Below are 2,653 nucleotides of genomic sequence, written 5' to 3' on the forward strand. Positions count from 1 at the left end.
CGACAAGCTTATTCTTCTATTTTTTCCCCTGTAGAAGGTACTATTTTAACAGTGTTACGCGATTCTATTGAAGCTATTAATAATCAAAAAAATTTTAACAATATGGAAGAATTATTGAATAAAATTATTGAATATGCTAAAAAATCTTTAGCAAAAACTCCTGAATTATTACCTATTTTGAAAGAGTCTAATGTTGTAGATAGTGGAGCAGCTGGTTTAATTTATTTTTTCGAAGGTATGTTATTATGTTTTCAAGATTCAAATATTTCTTTAAAGGAATTTTATAACGATTTTATCATTTCTAAAGAAGCTGAAGTTTTTGATGATAATAATATGAATAAAATATCTTATATAAATTGTTCAGAAATCCCTTACTGTTATTGTACAGAGTTAGTTGTTAATTTATATAATTCAAAAGAATTTGATTTGTTGAAATTTCGTAAAAAAATGGGCAAATTTGGTAATTCTTTAATAGCTATAGTTAATGAAAATTTACTTAAAATACATATTCATACTAATAAACCTGGATTGGTGTTAACAAATTTATTAAAATACGGTTTTTTAATTAAATCTAAAATTGATAATATGAAAGAACAAAATAAAAATTTTCTTAAACAACAAAAACATTATAATAACAAACAAATTGTTCAAAAAAATTATATTTTGATAGCTATTGTACCTAATGAAACAATTTATAATATTTTTCAAAAAGATTTTAAAGTAGATCGTATTATCATTATTAAAAATAGAAAATTTATCTGGGATTTTTTTTGGAAAAATTTCAAAGAAATTTTAAATCATGTGGAATGTTATAATGTGATTTTATTTCCTAATGATTCAGAAATATTAGCTAATATTGATTTAATTACAAAAAGTTTTGCTAATTTAAATATTAGTGTTATTAATACTAATAATATTGCTCAAGGTTATAATGCTCTTGTTTCTTTTGATGAAACATTATCTTATGATGAAAATATTTTTAATATTAGTGATAATATTAAAAATAATTTAGTAGGTAAAATTTTACTTAATCAAAATTACAATTTATCAGAAAATTCCGTTTTTGAATTTAAAGCTTTTGTAGATTCTATTTTTTTTAAAAAATCTAATAATTTAGACATTTTAATTATCGAATTATTAAAAAAAATGATTACAAAAACAACTCAATTAGTTACTATTTTTTATGATCAACAGTTAGAAAAACATTCTTCTTTGATAGGTTTGGAAGAATTTTTATCTAAAAATTATAGTGATGTAGAGATTAATAAAATTATAAATAATGATCATTTACACTATTATTTAATTTTAGTTGAAAATTAATTTTATTATCTTTAAAAATCTTTAAAAATCTTTAAAATATCTTTTTTTGATAAAAAAGATATCTAATGCGGATATGGCGGAACGGGTAGACGCGCATGTTTGAGGGGCATGTGAGAAATTTTCTCTTATGAGTTCGAATCTCATTATCCGTACCATTTAATTATTTATTTTCGAAAAATTTTATTTAAAATTTTATATTATTTTAGTTTTGTAATTAATATAAATATGATAAACTACGTTATACTATATTTTTTGAAAAAAATTATAAAAATTAAAAATGATTAAATTTTTTTTAGTTTATTAAATATAAATATAAATTTTCATATGGTTATTTAATTTTATATTTATATATAATTGAATTTATAAATTTTAATTTTTTATTTTAAAGTGGTTTTTTCCGAAATAACCACTTTTTTAATTTTAAAGATTATGAGATAATTTGAGAATCTAAATTATTTTTTGATAAGAAAGAGGTAATCTGTTTGCAAAATAAAAATTTTTTAAAACATATTGATCAAATAGCTCAAGAATATGACATAACCCGTGAACAAGTTACTAATGCTCTAGAGAAAGCTTTAATATCTGGTTGTAAAAAGACTTTTCAAATCAAAAAATGTAGAGTTTGTTTTGGGTCAAATTATGATAAAATTAGCTTGTATAAACAATATATAGTTGTCGATGAAAAATATGATGTTTCTTTATTGAAAGAACAAGATTATGTTTATTTAGAAAAAGCTAAAGAACTTAATTCTTTTATTGAAGTAGGTGAAATTTTAGAAATTGAAGTAGATCCTAAAAAAGATTTTAATTTTTATGGTAGTCGTGACTTTAAAAATAAATTTAATGAAGAATTATTGAAATTTCAAAGAGAAAATATTTTTAATTTTTTTAAACAATATGAAAATAAGTTAATGATTGCAGAAGTAATTGAAGAAAAATTTAAATTTTTTATTTTGATGTTAGATAAAAATTTTAAAACTTGTATTTTTAAAAAAGATTTAATGTTGAATGATCATTTTAAGATCGGTGAAAAAATTTTTGTTTTAATTACAGAAGTTCGCAATAATACACCTAAACATCTTCAAATTTGTGTTAGTCGTATTGATAATCAATTTGTCGTTGAATTGTTAAAATATTTTATTCCGGAAATTCGAGATGGTCTTGTTCAAATTATGGCTATTGCTCGTATTCCTTCTAGCCGAGTTAAAGTCGGATTATCTTCTCATGATAAAAAAATAGACCCTATCGGTACTTGTGTTGGCGAAAAAGGTTATAGAATTAAAAATATTTTAAACATTTTAAGAGGTGAAAAAATAGATTTATTTAAATGGAG

Annotated in this window: 2 protein-coding genes and 1 tRNA gene; all 3 read left to right on the forward strand. The window is 20.9% G+C overall.

Features of this window, described 5'->3' with window-relative positions:
* Positions 1 to 1,320: DAK2 domain-containing protein (locus OC698_RS02860; RefSeq protein ID WP_304513191.1), on the forward strand; the 1,320-nt coding region annotated here is incomplete at its 5' end.
* A gap of 67 nt (positions 1,321 to 1,387) precedes the next feature.
* A tRNA-Leu gene (locus OC698_RS02865) sits at positions 1,388 to 1,475 on the forward strand.
* Positions 1,476 to 1,802: 327 nt separating this feature from the next.
* The coding region (locus OC698_RS02870) for a NusA N-terminal domain-containing protein (RefSeq protein WP_304513192.1) at positions 1,803 to 2,653 on the forward strand (851 nt) is incomplete at its 3' end.

The organism is Candidatus Phytoplasma gossypii, assembly GCF_030586975.1.
In the GTDB taxonomy this organism is placed as follows: domain Bacteria; phylum Bacillota_I; class Bacilli_A; order Acholeplasmatales; family Acholeplasmataceae; genus Phytoplasma; species Phytoplasma citri.